The 14,931-nt window shown below is 70.6% G+C and carries 15 protein-coding genes and 1 pseudogene; 9 read left to right on the forward strand and 7 right to left on the reverse strand.

Going from position 1 to position 14,931, the window contains the following annotated elements:
• From OMK64_RS01800 to OMK64_RS01810, 3 genes are all read right to left on the reverse strand, one after another.
• Positions 1–930 carry a hypothetical protein gene (locus OMK64_RS01800; RefSeq protein ID WP_272726245.1) on the reverse strand — a complete coding sequence of 310 codons (930 nt, stop codon included), beginning with the start codon at positions 928–930 and terminating at the stop codon, positions 1–3.
• Positions 930–1,850: an NgoMIV family type II restriction endonuclease gene (locus OMK64_RS01805; protein WP_272726246.1), complete on the reverse strand. Its 921-nt coding sequence runs from the start codon at positions 1,848–1,850 to the stop codon at positions 930–932. Before OMK64_RS01805 ends, OMK64_RS01800 begins: the two co-directional genes overlap by 1 nt.
• Positions 1,851–2,036: 186 nt before the next feature.
• Entirely contained in the window at positions 2,037–3,074 is a 1,038-nt protein-coding gene (locus OMK64_RS01810; protein ID WP_272726247.1) for an AbiTii domain-containing protein, read from the reverse strand.
• Between the two features lie 253 nt (positions 3,075–3,327).
• On the opposite strand from OMK64_RS01810, the gene OMK64_RS01815 reads away from it, so the two are divergent.
• From OMK64_RS01815 to OMK64_RS01850, 8 genes are all read left to right on the forward strand, one after another.
• Positions 3,328–3,924: a recombinase family protein gene (locus OMK64_RS01815; RefSeq protein WP_272726248.1), complete on the forward strand. Its 597-nt coding sequence runs from the start codon at positions 3,328–3,330 to the stop codon at positions 3,922–3,924.
• 11 nt (positions 3,925–3,935) lie between these two features.
• On the forward strand, positions 3,936–4,124 hold the full coding sequence (locus OMK64_RS01820) for a hypothetical protein (protein WP_272726249.1): 189 nt from the start codon (positions 3,936–3,938) through the stop codon (positions 4,122–4,124).
• Positions 4,124–4,486 carry a hypothetical protein gene (locus OMK64_RS01825; RefSeq protein ID WP_272726250.1) on the forward strand — a complete coding sequence of 121 codons (363 nt, stop codon included), beginning with the start codon at positions 4,124–4,126 and terminating at the stop codon, positions 4,484–4,486. Before OMK64_RS01820 ends, OMK64_RS01825 begins: the two co-directional genes overlap by 1 nt.
• Entirely contained in the window at positions 4,486–4,944 is a 459-nt protein-coding gene (locus OMK64_RS01830; protein WP_272726251.1) for a hypothetical protein, read from the forward strand. Before OMK64_RS01825 ends, OMK64_RS01830 begins: the two co-directional genes overlap by 1 nt.
• 291 nt (positions 4,945–5,235) lie before the next feature.
• Positions 5,236–7,065: a MucBP domain-containing protein gene (locus tag OMK64_RS01835; protein ID WP_272726252.1), complete on the forward strand. Its 1,830-nt coding sequence runs from the start codon at positions 5,236–5,238 to the stop codon at positions 7,063–7,065.
• A 102-nt stretch (positions 7,066–7,167) separates the two neighbouring features.
• A complete protein-coding gene (locus OMK64_RS01840) occupies positions 7,168–7,794 on the forward strand; it encodes a sortase family protein (RefSeq protein WP_272726253.1) in 627 nt (208 codons plus the stop codon).
• Between the two features lie 41 nt (positions 7,795–7,835).
• On the forward strand, positions 7,836–8,531 hold the full coding sequence (locus tag OMK64_RS01845; RefSeq protein WP_272726255.1) for a hypothetical protein: 696 nt from the start codon (positions 7,836–7,838) through the stop codon (positions 8,529–8,531).
• A gap of 2 nt (positions 8,532–8,533) precedes the next feature.
• Positions 8,534–8,866, forward strand: coding sequence for a hypothetical protein (locus OMK64_RS01850; RefSeq protein ID WP_272726257.1), 333 nt, complete (start codon positions 8,534–8,536; stop codon positions 8,864–8,866).
• Positions 8,867–9,007: 141 nt separating this feature from the next.
• Here OMK64_RS01850 and OMK64_RS01855 read toward each other — a convergent pair whose 3' ends face one another.
• From OMK64_RS01855 to OMK64_RS01870, 4 genes and pseudogenes are all read right to left on the reverse strand, one after another.
• A complete protein-coding gene (locus tag OMK64_RS01855) occupies positions 9,008–10,603 on the reverse strand; it encodes a recombinase family protein (protein ID WP_272726258.1) in 1,596 nt (531 codons plus the stop codon).
• 267 nt (positions 10,604–10,870) lie between these two features.
• On the reverse strand, positions 10,871–11,671 hold the full coding sequence (locus tag OMK64_RS01860; protein ID WP_272726259.1) for a type II secretion system F family protein: 801 nt from the start codon (positions 11,669–11,671) through the stop codon (positions 10,871–10,873).
• Positions 11,668–12,528, reverse strand: coding sequence for a type II secretion system F family protein (locus OMK64_RS01865; RefSeq protein WP_272726260.1), 861 nt, complete (start codon positions 12,526–12,528; stop codon positions 11,668–11,670). The genes OMK64_RS01860 and OMK64_RS01865 overlap by 4 nt, the downstream gene beginning before the upstream one ends.
• 162 nt (positions 12,529–12,690) lie before the next feature.
• Positions 12,691–13,047 (reverse strand): annotated as a pseudogene (locus OMK64_RS01870) (P-loop NTPase family protein); the annotation flags it as partial.
• Positions 13,048–13,128: 81 nt separating this feature from the next.
• Between OMK64_RS01870 and OMK64_RS01875 the strand changes: the two are divergent.
• Positions 13,129–14,631 (forward strand): recombinase family protein, encoded by a 1,503-nt coding sequence (locus tag OMK64_RS01875; RefSeq protein ID WP_272726261.1) that lies wholly within the window; start codon positions 13,129–13,131, stop codon positions 14,629–14,631.
• Positions 14,632–14,931 lie beyond the last annotated feature (300 nt).

Below are 14,931 nucleotides of genomic sequence, written 5' to 3' on the forward strand. Positions count from 1 at the left end.
CTAGAGCCCTGCCCGGACAGCAGCGCGGTAGTCGTCCAGATCCGTGCGGAACTTGGCGAGGGCATCGTGCTCCAGCAACGGCATCTGCGCGGTGTAGCGGGAGCAGATGATCTTCTTGCGCAGCGACTGTCCGGCCAACACCCGGTCGACGCCGTCGACGAACGTGTCGACATAGATGAGCCGTCGCTTCACGAACGCCGCATCGACGTCGAAGAACGCCAGTTCCCCGAGGTCGAGCATGGGACCGCTGCTGGGCTCGGCGCTGCGCGGAACGAGCTTCGACCAGACGTAGTCGCTGTAGCGGCTCACAGGGGCCTGGATCAGCTCCCGGCCGTGGAACATCTGCTGGCTGGTTCGCTGCAACAGCGCCTGTACGCGGGGATGGTGGTCGGTCAGCGGCGAGAGCGGCGACGGCAGCCACACGAGGTTAGGCATAAAGCTGTAGACCCACTGGTCGACGCCGCCGACCGTGCCGTCCTCCAGGTCGCGCCAGATGTGACACGCGGTGAATCCTCGCCACGGCTTCTGGCCCCGGTACGGACTTGACCCAGGCGCATCGACCAACAGCGGCAAGGGCAGCTTCTTGATGATCGAGTTGTCGTCGCGGAGGTACCCGTCAGCGCGCGGCGCGCCCCACGACTCGGGACCGTGCTGCCAGCGCGCGGAACGATCCCGGATGCACCAGGGCGTCAACACAGGCAGGACGGCGTAGGCCGAGACCGGCCACCAGATGCTCAATCGCTGGATCAGGTGCACGGCCATGTCCCAGAACTCGCCGTCGGGGACGCCATTGCTTGTCTCGGCGTTGATTCCGTCAGCCAGATAGCGCGCGATTCCGGTCCCTCGCGGGGCTCTGCGCGCGAGGTCGGAGTGAGCACTGAGCCGGTCGAGCTCCTCAGCGAGCGCGACCTTCCCGTCGATGCCCGGCACTAGATCGCCAGGTCCAGAGGCAGGTCCGCGATGTCCTTGAGCCGTTTGCCCTCGACCATCATCGCAAGCAACTCCACGACGTCACCGCTCGCCTCTGCCTCAACCGCCGCGATCAACTCGGGCAGCGCGAAGTGGTAGACGCAGTCCAGGTCGCCGGTCCCGAGCGCGAGCGAACTGATGCGAGTGGGAGTCGGCTCGCCGGTCACCACGGCGATGTGGGGCACGCGGCCCTTGCGGTTGCGGATGAGGTTGAGCGCTTCCGAACGGGCGTTCTGCGAGCGGTCGGAGCGCATCGTCCACTTGCACGAGATGACGGCATGCAGGAGCGGCCGGTCGCTGACGGACGCGCGCAGCGACGCGAGCTGGGCGACAGTCTCATCCACGATGACCTGCGGTCCGTTGATCTCGGCGTCAGTCAGTGGAGCACGGTGCATCACGATGTCCGGCGCGATCGAGTACGCGTTGCCCAGCACGGCCTGGAGCGAGGGGTTCTCGCTTACAGCGACGCTCAGGTCGACGAGGTGGGCGTACTGCTCGAACTTGGAGACGGAGCTCGACTTGCCTCGCCCTCCGACCTTCTGGATCGTCCACGTCGCGGGTCTCAGATGAGACAGGAGCGGGAAGGCAGCAGCCAGGAACGCCGTGACCTCCGTCTCGAAGTTGCTCCCAGCGCGCTGGCCCGCCATCTTCTCGGCGACCTTCGTCTCGCTGCTCAAGGCGTTCAGGATGTGCGCCGCGTACGCACGACTGGCTGGCTGACTCTTGTCCGCGTTGCTTACGACCCCGTTGGAGTCGATCGAGAGGATGCCTTTCGAGAGCAGCGCGGCGTGGAAGTCCAACCGTGCACGGGCAAGTAGTGCCTCGGCGGGTGCGGCCGGGGCAACCGGTGCGGGAAGGATCGAGTCGACGATGTCGCTCACGTCAGCACTGTCCACGGACGGCAACCTATCGATCAGCGTCAAGAATGAGCTGGAGGGCGGTGAGCGCGTCGCGCGCTGCCATCCCATCGCGGCGACTCGTGCATGTGATCAGACTGCGACCGCCGGGCGTACCCCCTGAGGAGTCTGCGGCGTGTTCGACCGACTCTTGAATGCGGTCGACTCGCGCTACTCGAAAGCGCCCTCCGGCGGCGTCTCGTCTTCGATAGCAGAGCCGTAGTGCCCTTGTTCTGCGCTTGGCATCATCTGGAGCAGGTCGCCGAGCAGCAGGTAAGTCCCCGTGATGTAGCGCGACGCCTCGTAACGCGTCACATCCGCGTGCGCCCCCTTGTTCCCGGCGTCCACGATCGCGTCGAGGCGCATGCCGAGGTACTCCAAGTCGCGCTCTACGACATCCTTCGCCGTCCCCCCTGCTGCGCCTGTGCCAACGATCCAGTCAACGAGCCGGTTGATGTAGTTCTCAGGCCCCATAGCGCGGCCGTTGACCGGCGGACCGACGGGCCTCAGCGCATCGGCCAAGTCCTTGACCAGCCGTCGACACGTGGACGCGGCGGCAGCCCAGTTCTCTGCGTTCGTCGATGCAGCGTTCTCGAACGCGGCGGAAAGCTTGACGGCCGCGCCGGGCACAAGTTCGGCGATTTTCGAATCGACGACGGCGCGGACGGACTCGAACGCCGTTTCGACAGCCGCGCCGAAGCGCAGTTCGACCTCCTTCTCAGCCACGTAGCCGTGAACAGCGCCGAGGATGGTCTCAATCAACGCTTGATCGCGCGCTATCACCTCCATCGATGAGCCGCGTTCGCGCGAGTTCCCCGACGGCGCCGCGACGAACTGGTTCGGATTCGCTGATGTGACGCTCACTGGCGCATCCCCCGCCGCCGCGATCCTCGCTCGCGCTGCGTCTACGTTCGCCTGGAGCGTCCCGATCGGGCTCGCGTAGTACCGCGTCGTCCCGGATTCTGCGTGGAAGAAACCGCGCTTCGAACGGCGGGCAGCGACGGCCGCAGCCCCTTGGAGCGTGCCGTCCTCGGCAAGAAATCCGGATAGCTCGTGCGAAAGCCACTCCATCGCCTCGACGTCGTCGAGCAGCCGCGCGAGTCGGCTCACCTTTCGGACTAGCGCTGGTGCCGGTACCCGGGACAGTTCGAGGTCCGTCATCAGCTCGTCCGCCAACGCCAGGGCGGCCTCCCGCCGGGTGCTCGTCACGATCCCACCTCCGCGCAGAGGCTAGCGAGTGTGACCTGACTTCCGCGTAGAAGCCGCGCCGTCCGAGTTCGTTCAAATGTGGACGGTGCGACGAGTGAGCGTCGGAGGCCCGACACGCCGGGGCAAGTCGTCCAGGAATCTGTCCGAGAACGCGCGATCCGAAAACGCAGGCAGGTGCCGATTGTTGGACCACGGCCCACTGCCGGTATGAGGGTTCACCGCCCGACTCCCTCTACCGCTACGGAGAACCAAGATGGCCCTGCTCGGCTACGCGCGCGTCTCGACCACCGCCCAGGATCTGACCCGACAGCTCGACGCCCTCAAGGCCGCCGGGATCGACGAGGCGTACACCTACAGCGACAAGATGAGCGGCGCGAAGGCGAGCCGTCCCGGCTGGGACGCCGCACTGGCGTACGCGCGGGAGGGCGACACGATCGTCGCCTACACGCTCGACCGTGTCGGCCGCTCCGTTCGCGACACGCTCAACGCGGTGGCTCACCTTCGCGAGCGGGGCATCAACCTCCGGACGATCGCCGACGCCATCCCCATCGACACCGCGGACGACTCGCCTATGAACGAGATGGCCGTCCTCATGGTGGCGATGTTCGCGCAGATGGAGCGCACCTACACGATGGAGCGCACCGCCCACGCGCGGGCGGTTGCGAAAGCTCAGGGACGCAGCATCGGGCGCAAGAAGGCCCTGACTGCCGCCCAGGTCGCCGCCGCCGTCCACCTGCGAGACGTGGAGGGCGTGCCCGTCTCGGTCATCGCTCGCGACCACCTCCACGTGGGCCGCTCGACGCTCTACGCCGCCCTCGCCGAGCGCGACGCCCCCACCCCCGCGAGTTAGGAGCCAGCGCTATGCCCGAGACCGTCACGAACGAACCGCTGATCCTCGACGAGTACGCGGCCTTCCCAGGCGCGCGACCGGACACCGCCGTCTTGCCCGCCTCGCTGCGTCTGCGCGTTGTCAACCGTCTCGTGCTCCGCGAGGGCCGGGCTCCCGCGTTCTTCACACTGCGGTTCCCCACCGACTCCGAGGAGGATTGATGATGTCCCGCCGCAACCCCTACGACGACATGCCCCGGGAGTTCGACAACCTCGTCGACCCCGAGTCGATCAAGCTCTACAACGCGGTGCACGCGGTCGAGAAGGACTTCCGGCTCGATGACGCAGCCGCTCGCTACGACGCGGCCAGTGCCACAGCGCGGGCGATGTGGAGGCGGTTCTGGGTCGCGGCCCTGTCCTACCCGATCGTCTGGGGCGCGCTCTGGATCGTCTGGCACCGGGCCACCGACCCGATCGCCTTCTCGTGGGCGATGTTCGTCATGCTGCCGCTGGGCCTGCCGTGGCTCGGCTGGTGGACCGTCGCGCTCAGCAACGCCAACGCCGCGTCACGGCAGGTGCGCTGATGGCCGCCGCACCTGAGCACGATCACGACCCGGAGCACGACGACGAGCTCTTCGCCGCGATCGTCGAGCCAGCGACGGTTGCCGCCGAGCTGCTGAGCGGTGCGCTCGTCGACCGCACCAGGCAGGCCCGGGCCTGCGGTTGGCCGATCTCGCCGCGGCGCCGCGTCATGCTCACGGCCGAGGCCGTGCTCGAACTGGCCCCGGATTCGATGTCTCGCGAGCAGTGGACGGATGGGCTCTCGGGCCGCGCCGGTCAGGTCATGCGCGCGGCGGCGAAGGTCGCGAAGAGGAACCAGCAGCCGTGCGCGCGGTTCACTGTGACGCTGGGTGAGGACCGGATCGAGCGGGAGTTCGTCGTCCGTGTCCGGACGCTCGGCGCTCCCGATACGCACGGGGTCGTCGTCATCGATCGGTACGCGCCCGCGGAGTTCGACGCTGCGCCACGGCGACGCCGGTGACGCTTCGCCAACGGGCCGCTCTCTCGCAAGGGGGCGGCCCGTTCGCTCGCCCGGTGCCGTACGCCCCGCCACCGGCCCACTTGCGGGCGTCCGGGCCGTACCACCGAGCGGCCCCGATCGCGAGGAGTCCCTCATGGCCCGCCACAACCACCCCGCAGCGTCGGCACAGCAGCCCAAGACGCGCAACGCGCCCCACGCGCGCCACCGCACCCGGTGCCACCGCGACCTCCGAATGGCCCGCCAGGCGCGCCGCGGCGACGTCTGACACATCGAGACCGAGGAGCCCACACCTTGCACACGCCCATCACGCGCCGCCCAATCCGGCGGCTCGCAACCAGCGCGGCGGTCGCCGCGGCGCTGATCGTCGGCGGGGGCATCCCGGCGTTCGCCGAGGACGTCGAGCCCGCCGCACCGGCGACGGAGGCAGTCGCCGAGCCCGCACCAGAGCCGCTGCCCGAGGTCATCGAGCCGGAGGTGGCTCCCGAGCCGGTGCCCGCTCCGGTCGAGCCCGCGCCTGAGCCTGAGCCGGTCGCCGCGTCCGCCGTCACGGCGGGCCAGACCGACTCGACCCCCGTGCCCGCAGCGGTGGGGGCCACTGCCGCGCCGTTCAGCGCGGAGGAGGTCGTCGTCGAGTTCCGAGCCGTGTCCACGACCGGCGCTCTGATCCGGTCTTGGCAGACGTACCCGCTCGACGGCGAGACGTCCTGGGCGGCGCCGGAGGATATCGAGGGCTGGCACCTCGCCAACCCCGCCGACGCCGAGCCGATCGAGTTCGTCGCCGACGCGTCGGCTCCTCAGGTGTTCGAGTTCGTGTACGCGACGGACGTCGTCGACCTGTCGTTCCACTTCGAGGACGGCCGCACGTTCACCGTCCCCGGTGTTCGTGCGGGCGAGGATTCCTGGTACGACATCGCCGGTCAGCTTGCCCGCGCCTCGAACGAGGACGAGAACCTCGTCCGGATGGGCGTGTTCCGGAAGGGCGCGAACAGTGAGGGGGGCACCCTCAGCAGCTACGGCAACGCCACCCTCACCGAGAGCCTCTCGGTGATCGACGACGGCCAGGCGTACGACGTGTTCGTCGAGCTGCCGCCGTGGTACGTGACCGTGTACCTGTTCGGCATCGACGCTGGCGGGTCCCACGATCTCGGGGTCATCGAGCAGTACGTAACTTACGGAACGTGGTGGACGTTCGAGCCTCCGGAGATCGAGGGGTGGGTGATCCGGCCTGACCTGGAGGGCACGTGGTGTGTGCGAGGACATGGTTCGCAGGACGATGCCGACCCCGCCAACGTCTGCCCGGTCGAGGGCGCGCTCAGTAGGTTCGGCACCAGTTCGTTCGCTCTGGAGTACGTGCGGCCCGCCGCGGCCCCGGCCCCGGCCGCCGTCGTCGAGTTCCGCGACGCGGAGACCGGAGAGGAGATCGCGCCGCCGCAGACCCTGACCGGCGAGCCCGGCGAGACGATCACCGCCACCCCGCCCACCTTCAAGGGGTACATCGCGTTCGCCGACGACTGGGATTCGACGGAGTTCGGCCCGGCCGGGTCCACGGTTCGCGTCGTCTTCTACTACCACGCGACCGGGGAGGAGCCCTCGCAGTCCGCCGAGGTCGTCGTTCGGTGGGTCGACGAGGAGACGGGACTGGACCTGATCGAACCGGACACGGTCTGGCGTGAGTACGCGCCCGCGCCGTACGACCTGACGGACCAGGCGTTCGAGTTCGACGACTACGCGCTCAGCCGCGTCGAGGGCAACCTCGTGGGCGAGCTCCTCGCCGGGACTCGCACCGAGGTCACGTTCTTCTACGTGCGTGTCCCCGTCGAGCCCCCGGTGGACCCGGTGGACCCGCCCGTCGAGCCGGAGCCCGAGCCGGAGCCGCCGGTCATCGAGCCTGAGCCGACCGAGCACACGGTGCCCCGTCCGATCATCGAGGTGGGCGAGCCGGTCGTCCCGATCACGTCAGGTCCGCTCGTCCGGACCGGTGAGGATCAGGTCGAGGTGGCGCTGCCCATCAGCGCCGCCGAGACCGGCACGGACGCCGGTTCCCTCGCGCTCCTCGCCCTGCTGTTCGGCGCGAGCGGCATCGCGCTCCGACGGATCGCGACGGGTCGCGCCTCCTCCTGACCGCAGCCGCTCCAGCGAGAGGCCCCTATCGCAGCCCGCGGTGGGGGCCTCTCGCTGTTTCTCGCGCGGTGCGAAAGACGGGCGCGGGGCCGACCAACCGGCATGACCACCACCTCCGCTCGCATGGGCCGCCTCGCCGTCGTCGTCGCTCTGGCGACCGGAGTCGCACTTGCCCCGACCATCGCCGACTCGCTCGCGGTCCCGTCCCGGGAGTCGATCAAGGTCACGATCGACTCGCCCTCCGTCGAGTCCGCCCGAACCAAAGCCGAGCGCCAGGAGGCTGAGCGCCTCGCCCACATCGAGGCGGCGCGCGTCGCCGCCGAGCAGGCCGCCGGGGAGGCCGCTGCTGTTGAGGCCGCCCGCATCGCCGCCCACCCGGAGGCGACGCGCGGTGCTGCCAGCGCCGTCGAGTGGACGACGTGGGTCGCCAACTCCGGCGGTCAGGACGCCGTGGATGCCTGCACGGGCGGCCTGACGCGCTGGTTCGAGCCGGTGGACGGCAAGACGTACCTCCCGGTCCATCGCGAGTGCGGCGGGCTCCCGATCCTCGACCTCCAGCTCGGCGATCGTGTCCTCGTCGACGGAGCGACGTACGTCGTCACCGACGCGCGCGACGTCCGCAAGGGCGACTCGTACGAAGCCGCCGCAGGTTTGGACGGGTTGGTGCTCGTCCAGACCTGCTACCCGACCGGCGGACGCATGCGCCTCGTGGCCCTCACACCGGCCTGACGCCACGGTGCCCGAGCCCCACTGTGCGCCCACCGACTGGCGTGAGCACCCGTCGAGTCGCGATCCGCGCAGCCTGCGTCGCCAGTGGCGTCGCGCTGGCGCTCGTCGCCGCGTGCTACGAGACGCCCGTCAACGAGCCCGATCGCGGCGCGGTCCTCGCCGCGGTCGCGGCGGCCGAGGCAGACGCCGCCATCTACGCCAGCGTGCGAGCCGTCGTAGCCGTCCACGCGACTGCGTCCGCCCACGAGGCTGCGAGAGTCGACGCCCTCTCGCAGACCACCGCGGCACGGGCTGCGCTCGACGCAGCTCCGCTCGCCGACGATGCAGTGCGGGAGACGTTGACCTCCGCTGTGAGCGCAGTTGAGACCGCGGCATCACAGCTCGGCGCCGGGGTCTCCGTCATGGCACTTCGCACTGCCCGTGGCTCACTTCCGCCCGCCGTTCAGGCGGTCGCGGAGTCGCACGCGGCGGCGCAAGCGGAGCGCGACCGGCTCGCTGCGGAGGAAGCGGCTCGGGCTGAGGCAGAGCGGCTCGCAGCACTGATCCGCCAACGGCGTAGCGAAGCGCGCTCGCCTCGCGCTGGGACGCAGGCTCCGTCGAACCCGCGGCAGTCGGTAACGCCGCGCTCGTCGCAGTCTGGGCATCAAGACTTGACCGTCGACGGCACGTTCGTGATGGGTGAGCACGGCCTCGTGCTTCTCACGCTTCGCCCCTTCGGCCCGCGCAGGAGGATCTGACGGTGGACACGCTCGACCTGCTTGGACAAGACCGGGTCTGGGAGGACTCCCAAGGGCGGGTACGGCTGCTGCGCGCGATGACGCCGCGGCAACGTCGGGCTGTCGTCCGCCACCTCATCGAGCACGCGACGGAGCTCTATCGGCGCAGTTCCGCGGAACGTCGCGAGCAGATCCGCCGCAGCGGTGGCCGAGACAGCGTGCTCGACCATCCTGCGATCGTGCTCGGCTGGCTAGAGGCTCAGCCCCTCTTGCGGGAACTCCGACGGCTCCAGCCGGACGCCCCTCGGTTCGCCGACATATTCCTTGCCCACGAGGCTCCAGAGCGGCCCTTCTGAGCGCCACAGCGGCAGAGCGCCCCTTTGATTCGGCCTGTCTCGCACACGTCCTGGGCCCCTGCGCGCCGTTCGACGCCTCACACGCCCAATCACCCGTCCACGCGCATTCAGGCGCTCTACGGGCCTCCTGCGCCCTCGGGGCTACAGACCGGTCCGTTCGACGGTTACTCGCGAGAAGTCGAAGACGCCGCCGCGGGACCTCTTGCGCCCGTCAGCTCCCGCGGGATGGAGCGTGATGCGCCAACTCGCGCGCAGTTCGGCACGCTGCTGCGCGAGGCTCATGGCGTCCCACGCCGCGTGCGGATCGTCGGCGAGCGCGAGCTGGTACTCCGTCGGCGGCGGTGTCGCCCGGTCGGCCTCGGCGCGAGCGATTTGCGCTCGCCACTGCGACATCTGCTTGTCCGTAGCCCGTGCCAGCGCGGAGTACCCAACGAGGAGTTCCGGATCGGCAGCCGCGCGCTCGGCAAACGTCGCGAGGTTGGCCTCTGCCTCGCGGATCTGCTCGCGCAGTGCCTGGGGGCTTACTCGCTCCGACTCCTCCACCGCTGCGCGCTGGCGCTCGTGGACGGCTCGCACCTCGGGACGGGCGTAGTGCTCGGCGACGATCGAGCCGACGTAGCGGTCCACCGTCTCCATCGGGGAGATGAAGACGTGCCCGGCCGTGCTCGCACCGCCGTTGACGAGGCAGTGGTAGGCGTGCTTGTCGCCGTGGTACGTGCGGTGTCCGACGTGCCGCCCGCACGAACCGCACTGCGCGACGAAGGACAACAGAAATCTCGCCTCGCGGGTGTTTCCGTTGTGCGTTGCCTTCTGGACCGCGATCGCGACGTCGATGCGCTCCGCTGTCTCGGCGTCGATGATCGCGTCCCACTGAGCGTCATAGAGGGTCACCGGGCCACCAGGTTCCCGCTGGTGCTTTCGCAGTCCGCGCTGCGCCGGACCTTGAAGTACCCGGCGCACGGCCTGAGGCGACCAGCCGCGTGAGGTGGGGATTGGTCGGCCCTCCGCCGCGGCCTTCTCAGCCTTCTTCGCGACCCTGGCCGCCTTCGGTAGTGGGACGCCGTCCGCGTTGAGCCGACGGGCCACCTGCCCTGCGCTCAGCCCCTCGTTCAGCACCAGCGCGACCATCCGACGGACTACCTCAGCGGTCCCCTTCTCGTCGATCACGTTGAGCGGGGTGCCATCCTGGTCGGAGTACGCGCGGACGTACCCGAAAGGGATCTCGCCGCCCGGCCTGCCGTCGCTGGCTTCGGCCTTCTTGCCACGCGTGACGCGAGCGCTCAGCCGATCCACCTCGTCGGCCGCGGCAGTCATCGCGCCGCGCATCTTGATGCGGTCATTGGCGTCGTTCAGGTCGTAGACCTCGCCGCCCACACACAAGTGCACGCGCCTGGCGCGGACCGACGCGATGAGTTCGGCCTGCTCTGCGTCGGACCGCGAGGCGCGGGATGCCTCGTTGATGATGAGAACGCGGACCTGACCCGAGTCGATGAGAGACAGGACCGCCTGCCAGCCGGGGCGCGTCTTGCTGCTGTACTCGCTCGCGGGCAGGTTGTCGTCCACGAACGGCGGGGCGATCAGCCTCCACCTCTCCCCGCGTTCGTTTCGGTAGTCGATCTCGTCCTCGCCGCGCTTAATCTGCGACGCGGTCGAGCGTCCACGCAGGGCCCTGTCCTGCGAGGCCCGGGCGTAGATGACGACCGGCACCTCGCCTCGCCCGTCGAGGTCAGTCGTCATGGGGTCCTCCGTTACGCGGCGGCTCGCTCTGCATCGCCGGTGTCACGGGCGTCCTGCTCTATTGCGCGAGCGTAGGACATGTGTCGGGCGACGGTGGCGCGCGCCTGATGCTCGGACGGGACGGGCAGGATCGCGGCCACCCGCCGCGCGTGCCAGAGGAGCGTCGCGTCAAACTCGGTCGAGGTCGCCATGCCGAGCCCTATGCACCCGGCGTGCCTCCGGCGTGCGGAGGCTGACCCCCGGTCCATTCGTGCACGTCACGAGACCTCACACCGGTCGCGCGTGGGCCTGCGCGCGCAGCACCTCGGCGAGCGGTGTGCCGCGCTCGACCGCGACGGCGACGCCCTCGGCGAAGCGGGCGAGCGCAGCCAGGCCGGTGCGGTCGGCGAGACCGTCGAGCGCGCTCGTGAGGGGCGCTCCCGCGCGCGCGTCGGCCAGCGTGCGCTCGAGCTCGACGCTCAGCTCGCCGTGCGTGCTGCGGACGACCCGCTCGAGCGCGCCCGTCGCGCCCTCGCCCGCGCCGACCGCGAGCGCGAGCAGCTCCGCGATCGTGGGCATCTCCTGCAGCATCCGGCTCTCGCGCTGCGCGACCTGACGGCTCAGGAACCAGTCGCGGCCGAGCACACCGGTCGCGCCGCACAGGGTGACGAGCACGACGAGGACGACGACGGACGTGCCCCGCGTCGCCGCGAGCGCGAGGGCGAAGGCAAGCCCGCCCGCGACGGCGAGCACACCCCACACGACCTGGCCGGCGCGGAACTGCTCGACGGTCTCGTCGCGTCCCGCGCGCGCGAGGCGGCGTCGGAGGTCGGCCGCCGGTGAGCCGACGCGCTCGACGATCCGCACCGCGTCGTGCATGAGCGGTGCGGCCATCCGTTCGAGCGTCGCGACCGCACCACCCGGCGTGGGCGTCCGCAGCAGCAGCGCGGAGGAGGCCCGCTGCGGGCGCAGGTACGGCGCCAGTCGCTGGTCGAGCCGGATCCGGCGGGCGCGCAGCCGCGCGACGACGAGCAGGATGCCGAGGCTCCCGAGCAGCCCGGCCAGGCCGCCCGCGGTCACGGGGTTCACCGCAGCACCCGGGGGTCGTCAGGCAGCCGGGCGATGCGCAGCATGAGCCCGTACGCGACGACCGTGCTCACCGCACCGGCGGCGAGCACGAGCAGCCCCGCGGTCGAGTCGTACGCCTGCGCCGCCTCGGTGCGCGTGGCGAGGAGGCCGAGCACGAGCCAGGGTGCTGCGGCGGCGAGCCGGGCGGCGTTGATCGTCCAGCTCTGCCGCGCCTCGAGCTCGCCCCGCGTGCGCACGTCCTCGCGCAGGAACGTCGACAGCGTGCGCAGGAGGCGACCGAGGTCCGTCCCGCCGACGTCGCGCGTCATGCGCAGCGCCTCGACGATCCTGTCCGCGACGGGGTCGGCGAGCCGCGCCTTGAGCGCGTCGAGGCTGTCACCGAACCGCCCGGTCGCACGGTAGTCCTCCGCGAACGCGGCGAACGGTGCGCGCAGCTCGACCGGGCCGCGCTCGCCGAGCTGGGCGACGGCCTCCGGGAGCGCGAGTCCCGCGCGGATGCCCGACGCGAGGTGGTCGACGACCTCGGGCCACAGCGCCCGCAGGCGCGCCCGTCGGCGACGCGCACGCCCCCGGACCACGGCGGACGGTGCGAGCGCGAGGAACACGCCGAGGCACAGCGCCATCGACGGCACGCGCGTGAGCGCGAGCCCGAGGACGAGGCCGACGAGGCCGACCGCACCGCTCGTGACCACGAGTCCCGCGGGCGTCACGCCCGGCATGCCCGCCTGGACCAGCGCGTCCTGCGTCCGGGTGCTCCAGCCGTCCGCGCGCGACGCGGCGCCCGGGGTGGGTGCCCAGCACGACCACCAGATGCACGCCAGACCCGCCCCCAGCAGGAGCCCGACCACCACACCCATCGCGCGTCACCCGACCCCGGGGCCCGGCGTCCGGACCGGTGCGGGAGCGGCCGACGTCCTGCGTCCCGTCGCCACTCGACCCCCTGCCCGATTCGTCCGATTCACGGCGAACCTAGAGGAGGCCCGTGCCGTGTCGCCGCACCCGTCCACAGTCCAGACGCCTCAGCCGCGGGCGCGCAGCAGCGCGGCCAGGTCGACGCCGAGCCGGGCGAACCGCTCGGGGTGCGGCGGGAAGCCGTCGGCGCGCACCAGGTGGCCACCGCGCGACGTGAAGACGTCCGCGGTCTCGACGACACCCTGCTCGACGCGCCCGGGCACGGCGACGACCTCGCGGACACCCCGCCGACCGGCCGAGTCGAGGTCGAGGTGCACGACGAGGTCGACCGCGGACGCGACCGTCGGCACGACGAACCGGTCCGACACGTTCTCGCCCGCGAGCAGCGGCAGCGTGCACAGCTTCACGAGCGCCTCGCGAGCCGAGTTGGCGTGGAGCGTGCACATGGCGGGCACGCCCGCATCGGCTATTGGCACACGAGGGGCAACAGCCGGGGCGGCTACGCCCTACTCCGTAGTCGTACCCAACGACCGCAGGAGCACGCCATGCCCGCACCCACACGCACCGCCCGACCGCGCGCAGCGCTGTACCTCCGCCTGTCCGTGGCGGGCGACGAAGAGTCGACGTCGATCGAGCGTCAGGAGCGGGACCTTCGCGCTCTTGCCGAGCGCGAGGAGTGGGACATCGCGACCATCTATGTAGATGACGGAGTCTCCGGCCGCACGGCGAGGGCCAACGCCGCCGCAGCCGTCGACGCACTCGGCGCCGGGGACGTGGATGTTCTCGCGGTCTGGAAGTTCGACCGCTTCTCCCGCGAGGGCATCCGCGGCCTCGTCCCACTTCTCGACGTCCTCGATGCCCGTCCTGGCGCTACCTTCGTCGCCCTCCAGGACGGCCTTCGATCCGGCACGACGGCGTGGGAGGTTCTCGCCCCGATCCTCGCGACGTTCGCGCGCATCGAGTCGAACAACACGGCCGCTCGCGTGCGATCCGCGATCGCCTCCAACCGCGCTGCCGGTCGATGGACGGGCGGCCCGGCCCCGTTCGGCTACGAGAGCGCGCCGAATCCCCACGGCCCCGGGCGTGCGCTCGTTCCCGCGCCGTCGGAGGCTCCGTTCATGGTCGAGGCGGCCGAGCGCGTCGTGGGCGGCGAGTCCATCTATGCCGTTGTCGCGTGGCTCAACTCGACGACTTGCCGCCCCCGGCGCGCGAAGTCGTGGTCACTCCAGGCCGTCCGCCAGGTGCTCACCGGTTCGGCGATCGTGGGTCGCGTCTCCGTCGGCGGTGAGGTGCTCCGCGATCCCGAAGGCGTGCCGCGCCAGGTCTACCCGCCCGCGATCCCTCTCGACCTCTGGCACGCGACGCGCGCTGCGCTCGACGAGCGCACCGCCGCGCGAAAGCCAGCCATGACGAGAGCGCGAGGGGCGCGCTCCCGGCTCTTGTCCGGAATCGCCCTCTGCGCCGGGTGCGGGTCGGCGCTCTACGTGCGCCAACAGCAAAACGGCAAGCCCGCCTATCGCTGCTCGTCGAGGTCGAACGGCCGTCCGTGCGCCGCGGCCGCATCGGTGACGGCCGAACGACTGGAGGAGTTCGTCGCAGATCGCTTCCTCTCGGTCGTCGGTCGCTTCCCTGTCGTTCGGACCGTCGAGCGCGAGCCTGTCGCCGTTGCGCTGGTCGAGTCCGAGGAGGCCCTTCGGCACACGAGTGCGCTCCTCGCCGACGACTCGCTCACTGACGATGCCGCGGATGCGCTCAGCGCTCGTCTACGGCTCCTGCGAACCCGTGTCCGTGCGCTCAAGGCGGAGGCGGCGGCGGCGCCGATGGAGGTCACCTTCGAGGAAACAGGTGAGACGTACGGGGACGTCTGGAGGCGACTCGACGAGGACGTCGCGGCGCGCAGAACGCACCTCATGAATGCCCTCGACGCGGTAATCGTCTCGCCAGGCGTCCGCGGCCGAACCGGTCGCCTCGACCCGGAACGCGCGACTATTCGCTGGCGCACCGACGCCGACGGAACGCCTGACTACCTTGCCGGGCAGACGTCGTAGCCGGTGGGCAACCGACGGGGCCACCTAGGGGCGGAAGGGGCGTAAGAACACGCCCCTACCTGTTCCTTGTACGAGAGCGCGCGCTCTTGAGAGAGAACTAGGAGGGGCGTGACTTCACGCCCCTTCCGCCCCCAACCGGCGTGCGCGGGCAACCGACGCGATCGAATCCATTGTCGGCGGCAACATCTGCTCTCTTCACACCCGACTCCTCTTCCAGGGGGCTCGCCGACCAGCAGCGCCCCTCGCCTGCGAGCGTCCAGAGCGGTAGTGCCGCCCGAGCGCCGTTCGCGGCCGCATGAC

Origin of the sequence: Cellulomonas fimi, from assembly GCF_028527925.1 — a bacterium.
In the GTDB taxonomy this organism is placed as follows: domain Bacteria; phylum Actinomycetota; class Actinomycetes; order Actinomycetales; family Cellulomonadaceae; genus Cellulomonas; species Cellulomonas fimi_C.